The organism is uncultured Merdimmobilis sp., from assembly GCF_902471145.1.
GTDB lineage: Bacteria > Bacillota > Clostridia > Oscillospirales > Ruminococcaceae > Merdimmobilis > Merdimmobilis hominis.
Genome location: NZ_CABRJC010000031.1, coordinates 1 through 5916, shown reverse-complemented (window position 1 = coordinate 5916; position 5916 = coordinate 1). Strand labels below are relative to the sequence as shown.

The window sequence follows — 5916 nt, the reverse complement described above, 5'->3', positions numbered from 1 at the left end:
GGAACTTCCCCGCCCTCTGGGCGTCGATGAGGGCCTGGAAATTGGTCCCCCCGCCGGAGACAAACACTGCGATGTTTAGCATATGACAACCCCTTGGTCGCCGTCCTCCACACGGCCGATGACCTTGGCTTTCTCGCCGCAGGCGGTGAGGACTTCCACCGCTTTGGCGGCATCCTCCTTCTTGACCACTACGCACATGCCGACGCCCATGTTGAAGGTGTTGAACATATCCCGCTCGCTGATGCCGCCTTTTTTGGCGATCAGCTGGAAGATGGGCAGCACATCCACACTGGCCCGGTCGATGACCGCCTGCTTGCCGTCGGGCAGGCAGCGGGGGATGTTCTCATAGAAACCGCCGCCGGTGATGTGGGAGATGGATTTCACCTGCACCGCATCCAGCAGGGCGAGGATGGATTTTACATAGATCCGGGTGGGGGTCAAGAGGCATTCCCCCAGGGTGGAGCCCAGCTCGTCATAGTACTCGCCCAGGTCGGCATTTTCCACATCGAACACCTTGCGCACCAGCGAGAAGCCGTTGGAATGGACGCCGGAGGAGGCAAGGCCGATGATCACATCCCCGGCTTCCACCTTGGCGGGGTCCAGGATCTTATCCTTGTCCACAACGCCCACGGTAAAGCCGGCCAGGTCATATTCATCCTCCGGATAGAAGCCGGGCATCTCCGCAGTCTCGCCGCCGATGAGGGCGCAGCCCGACTGGACGCAGCCTTCCGCCACGCCGGAGACAATGTTGGCCACCTTTTCAGGGATGTTTTTGCCCACCGCCACATAGTCCAGGAAGAAGAGGGGCTTGGCGCCGCAGCAAACCACGTCGTTGACGCACATGGCCACGCAGTCAATGCCCACTGTATCGTGCTTGTCCTGGAGGATGGCCAATTTCAGTTTGGTGCCCACACCGTCGGTGCCGGAGACCAGGACCGGTTTCTGGATCCCCTGGAGGTCCAGTTCAAACAGGCCGCCAAAGCCGCCCAGCCCGCTGACCACGCCGGATGTCATGGTTTTGGCCACATGGGCCTTCATCAACTCCACGGCCTTGTAGCCGGCAGTTACATCTACACCTGCTGCTTTGTAGCTGTCGCTGAAGCTCTTGCTCATATTCATCTTCCATTCCGCCGCTTCGCCCCGGCTGTTTTATTTTTAGAAAGGCTCCTCCCCGCGAAGTTTTGTTGGAAGGAGCCTGAAAAGCAAATCCGTTCCCGTCTGTGTTAGATCTTAAGATCGTATTTGCAGACCGGTTTTTCATAAGGGGTCTCAATGGGGTATTCCCCGGTGAAGCAGCCCACGCAGAAGTCGCAGCCGGTGGTCACCTGGGCGATCTTCTTCATGTCCTCCACCTTCATGTAGGCGAGGCTGTCCACCCCGATCTCCTTGGCGATCTCCTCCACCGAATTGAGGCGGCAGGCGATCAGCTTATCCCGGCTGGCAACATCGGTGCCGAAGAAGCAGGGGTGCATAAAGGGCGGGGAGCTGATCCGCATGTGGACTTCGGTGGCGCCGGCCTCCCGCAGCAGCTTGACAATCCGGGCGCTGGTGGTGCCCCGGACGATGGAATCGTCCACCAAAACCACCCGTTTGCCCTTGACAGTTGCGGAGAGGGCGTTGAGCTTGATCCGCACCGCGTTTTCCCGCATAGCCTGGGTGGGCTGGATGAAAGTACGGCCCACATACCGGTTTTTGATAAAGCCCACGCCGTAGGGGATGCCGGACTGTTTGGAGAAGCCCAAGGCGGCATCCAGGCCGGAATCCGGCACACCGATGACCACGTCCGCCTGGACGGGGCTCTCCAAAGCCAGGAAAGCGCCGGCCCGCTGGCGGGCTTCATGGACGCTGGCCCCCTCGACCACCGAGTCGGGCCGGGCGAAGTACACATATTCAAAGACGCAGACATGGCCTTTCCCCTTGCAGTGGGTGCGGATGGAGCGCATACCGGCCTTATCCACCACCACAATCTCGCCGGGGTCCACTTCCCGCAGGTATTTGGCCCCCAAGCTGTCCAGGGCGCAGGTCTCGGAGGCGAAGATGATGGCGCCCTCCTTCTCGCCGATGCACAGGGGCCGGAACCCTTCGGGATCCCGGACGGCAATCAGCTTGGTGGCGCTCATCATCACCATGGAATAGGCGCCTTTGAGCCGGTCCATGGCCAGCTCGATCCCCTTTTCAATGGAGTCGGTGGCCAAGCGGCCCTCAGTGACCACATGGGCGATAATCTCCGCATCGGAATTGGTGTGGAAGATAGCTCCCTTGAGCTCCAGCTCCTCTTTCAGCTCTTCTGCATTGACCAGGTTGCCGTTGTGGGCCACCACCATGGGGCCCTTGACATGGCGGATCACCAAGGGCTGGGAATCCTCCCGGGTGGGGATGCCGATGGTGGAATACCGCACATGGCCCACGGCGATCTGGCCGGAGCCCACCTTTTCCAGGTGATCCCGGGTGAACACATCCGGCACCAGGCCCACGTCCTTATAGGAGGAGATGACCCCGCAGTCGTTGACCGCGATGCCGCAGCTCTCCTGGCCCCGGTGCTGTAAGGCGTATAGCGCAAAATAGGTGCTGGCCGCCACATCGCCGCCGGTGGTGTCATAGATGCCGAACACGCCGCATTCTTCGTGAAGCTTCTCGATCATTGGATTTGTTCCTGCCTTTCCTGTTTAAAAAAGGGTGGGCCGGCGCACCATCCTGCAGCCGGCTTGGGGGTTCCCCCTGCATCGTCACACAATTGGGAATTAGAATTCTGCGCTTTGGATGGCGGCGTCTTTGGCCAGTACATCCTGGGTCATTTTTTCTTTCATGGCGTCCAGCTGGGCGGCGATCTCCTCGTCAGAGAGGGCCAGCATCTGGGCGGCCAGGATGCCCGCATTGTCCGCGCCGTCGATGGCAACAGTTGCAACCGGGATGCCCTTGGGCATCTGCACCGTGGCGAGCAGGGCATCCAACCCATCCAGGGTGGAGGATTTGATGGGGATACCGATCACCGGCAAGGCGGTGTGGGCCGCCAAAACACCGGCCAGATGGGCTGCCTTCCCCGCGGCCGCAATGATGGCGCCAAAACCGTTTTTCCGGGCATCCCGGGCAAAGGCGCAAGCCTGTTCTGGGGTGCGGTGGGCGCTCATCACATGGACTTCCACCGGAATCCCAAAGGATTTTAAGGTGCCAATGGCCCCCTTGACCACCGGCAGGTCGCTGTCGCTCCCCATGATAACCGCTACTTTTTTCTTCATGATTTTTCCCTCCATGCAACAAATAAAAGAAGCTGCGACACAATTAGGCCACAGCTTATGATTGGTTTACCCGATTCTGTTTTGATGCAGTTCGACCGCGCGCACTGCGGCCCCGAAAGAAATTTTGACGCAATTCGGCTGGTTGCTTTGACCTGCTTCAACATAAACTGAGAAAGTCATTGGCCAGCCCTCCATCCGCGTTCTATCCTCATTTTACCTTATTCCACCACAAAATTCAATCGCCCTTGACAGGCGCTGGCAAAAATTGGTGACTTCCCATAGATACTGGGGAAAAACCGGTCAAGATTTAGATAATTCGATCAAGGGCTGCCCCGGATGCTTGTGCAAAACGCTCTTACCGATGGGGTTTGCAGCGCCCCATAAAACCTGCGGCAAGATGGAATCTTGAATGAGGTTGGGGGCCATCCCCACAAAAAAGCGGCGCAAACCCTTTGGTGGGTCTGCGCCGCCGATTCCCTTCTAGGGGAAATGCGCTACATTTCGGAGGGTTTGTTCCCCTCCAGCTCCACGGCCTGGGGCTCGGTCATGACCTCTTTAAAGGAGGTGGCCAAACCGGCCAAGGACTGGATCTCGCTGGGGATGATGATCTTGGTGGCCTTGCCGTCAGCCGCCTTCTGGAAGGCTTCCAGGCTCTTGATGGTCAACACCGCCGAAGAGGGATTGGCCTCATTGAGCAGCTTAATGCTGTCCGCCAGGGCCTTCTGGACCATCATGATGGCCTCCGCCTCACCTTGGGCCTCCCGGATCTTCTGTTCCCGCACAGCCTCTGCCCGCAGGATTGCCGATTCCTTCTCGCCTTCGGCCACCAGGATCTGGCTGCGCTTCTCACCTTCCGCGCGCAGCACCGATTCTCTCTTTTCCCGCTCGGCTTTCATCTGGCGCTCCATCGCGTCCTGAATCTCCCGGGGCGGGATGATGTTTTTCAGCTCCACCCGGTTGACTTTGATGCCCCATTTGTCGGTGGCCACATCCAAAGTGGCGGTGATCTTGGTGTTGATCACGTCGCGGGAAGTCAAGGTGTTATCCAATTCCAGCTCGCCGATGATATTCCGCAGGGTGGTGGCAGTCAGGTGTTCAATGGCGGCGATGGGGCGCTCCACACCGTAGGCAAACAGCTTGGCGTCGGTGATCTGGTAGAACACCACCGTGTCAATCTGCATGGTGACATTATCCTTGGTGATCACTGGTTGGGGGTTGAAGTCTACCACCTGCTCCTTCAAGGAGACTTTTTTGGCCACCCGGTCCACAAAGGGGATGGTGAAGTGGACGCCGGTCTCCCAAGTGGCCTGATAAGCGCCCATCCGCTCCACAACGAACACGGTGGCTTGGGGGACAATTTTGATGTTGAGCACTACCATGACCATTAAAATCAGGAACAACAGCAATAGTACATACGGCATAAATTGAGTACCTCCTAAAAATTGATCTCTATTGTCACCGGCAGATACCGGAACGGTTTTCGAAAGCCAATGCGTCCCACGCCAGGAGGAGGCGGGCTTTTTCTTCCCGGAAAAGAACCATCCCTCCAAGGACCAGTTTGCAAAAAGTGTTAAATCCGCTCCACCAATACTTTAACTCCTTCGATGGCTTTTATCAAGACTTTTTCTCCTTTTTCAAGTATTTCTCCCTCTTCGCTGCGGGCGGACCAATCCAACCCGTTGACATAGACCCGGCCTTGGGCCCGATCGTTGTCAATTTCCTCCACCACCACGCCGATCATGCCGACCAAGCTGTCCGCATTGGTGCGGGTGGGGCGCACCCGCAGGAATTTTTTCATCAGCGGGCGGGTCAGCACCAGGCAGAACAGCGATACCGCCAGGAACACCACAACCTGCCAGAAAAAGGAAAGCCCCATCAACGCCGCAGGAACTGCCGCCACGCTGCCAATGGCAAACCAAATTGCCACCAGTTGGATGGTGGCCGCCTCCAGGATCCCAAGCAGGACCGCCATCAGCAGCCAAACAAAGGGCATCCATTGCAATGCATCCATATCCTCATTACTCCTCTCAATCCAAGGCGGCGTTCTATCGGCTGCGCCGCCGGTTTATTGGGCGCCCACCAGTTCCCGTTGGTCGGCAATCCGCGCCAACTGGCGGATTCGTTCGGTTTCCTTTTCCAAGATTGCCTCCCCTACGGGGGTGATTTTATACAGTTTGCGGCGCTCAAAGGTGCGGGTCACCTCGATGAGGCCGTCGTTCTCCATCTTATAAAGGATTGTGTACACTGTGCCAGCGCCCATAGCAACCCTGCTCTCGGTCAACTCCTGCACCTGCTGCATGATGCCATAGCCGTGGTTCTCCTGCTGCAGGCAGAACAGCAGCAAAAAGCTTGCTTCAGACATGGGAAGATAGCTTTTGATCAGCCGCTCTATCTCTGCCATAGTGAATCCCTCCTTCTCGCCTATTCTATATCGTTACTCGATATATTTGTTTTCACTATACCATGTCGCGGGCCCGGTGTCAATCTGTTTTTGACCGGCAGCACAGCCGCACAGGAGCAAGGGGCCTCCATGCAGGCGCTCCGCCCTGCACCCGGCCCTTATTCAAGATTCCGTCTTGGTATTGGGATTTATGGAGCGCTGCACGCCCCCAAATCCCCAAGGTTATGCAGGGCGTTACGCACCCCTGCACCCCGCGCTCCCTTTTTTTTTTGAAAGAAA

Annotated in this window: 6 protein-coding genes; all 6 read right to left on the bottom strand. The window is 57.7% G+C overall.

Annotated features, from left to right (window positions below):
- Window positions 1-75: 75 nt before the first annotated feature.
- On the bottom strand, window positions 76-1113 hold the full coding sequence (gene purM, locus RDQ42_RS09925) for a phosphoribosylformylglycinamidine cyclo-ligase (RefSeq protein WP_195254536.1): 1038 nt from the start codon (window positions 1111-1113) through the stop codon (window positions 76-78).
- A gap of 110 nt (window positions 1114-1223) precedes the next feature.
- Window positions 1224-2642 (bottom strand): amidophosphoribosyltransferase, encoded by a 1419-nt coding sequence (gene purF, locus RDQ42_RS09920; RefSeq protein WP_071428330.1) that lies wholly within the window; start codon window positions 2640-2642, stop codon window positions 1224-1226.
- Between the two features lie 99 nt (window positions 2643-2741).
- The gene (purE, locus tag RDQ42_RS09915; protein WP_071428329.1) at window positions 2742-3236 is read right to left on the bottom strand and encodes a 5-(carboxyamino)imidazole ribonucleotide mutase; all 495 of its coding nucleotides are present in this window, start codon (window positions 3234-3236) and stop codon (window positions 2742-2744) included.
- A gap of 494 nt (window positions 3237-3730) precedes the next feature.
- Window positions 3731-4657 carry an SPFH domain-containing protein gene (locus RDQ42_RS09910; RefSeq protein ID WP_054332212.1) on the bottom strand — a complete coding sequence of 309 codons (927 nt, stop codon included), beginning with the start codon at window positions 4655-4657 and terminating at the stop codon, window positions 3731-3733.
- 149 nt (window positions 4658-4806) lie between these two features.
- Window positions 4807-5247: an NfeD family protein gene (locus RDQ42_RS09905; protein ID WP_054332211.1), complete on the bottom strand. Its 441-nt coding sequence runs from the start codon at window positions 5245-5247 to the stop codon at window positions 4807-4809.
- Between the two features lie 54 nt (window positions 5248-5301).
- Entirely contained in the window at window positions 5302-5637 is a 336-nt protein-coding gene (locus tag RDQ42_RS09900; protein ID WP_231358334.1) for a PadR family transcriptional regulator, read from the bottom strand.
- Window positions 5638-5916: the final 279 nt, after the last annotated feature.

Coding starts and splice junctions, on each gene's coding strand:
- purE (WP_071428329.1), bottom strand. CDS start 3,236: ATGAAGAAAAAAGTAGCGGTTATCATGGGGAGCGACAGCGACCTGCCG.
- purF (WP_071428330.1), bottom strand. CDS start 2,642: ATGATCGAGAAGCTTCACGAAGAATGCGGCGTGTTCGGCATCTATGAC.
- purM (WP_195254536.1), bottom strand. CDS start 1,113: ATGAGCAAGAGCTTCAGCGACAGCTACAAAGCAGCAGGTGTAGATGTA.
- RDQ42_RS09910 (WP_054332212.1), bottom strand. CDS start 4,657: ATGCCGTATGTACTATTGCTGTTGTTCCTGATTTTAATGGTCATGGTA.
- RDQ42_RS09905 (WP_054332211.1), bottom strand. CDS start 5,247: ATGGATGCATTGCAATGGATGCCCTTTGTTTGGCTGCTGATGGCGGTC.
- RDQ42_RS09900 (WP_231358334.1), bottom strand. CDS start 5,637: ATGGCAGAGATAGAGCGGCTGATCAAAAGCTATCTTCCCATGTCTGAA.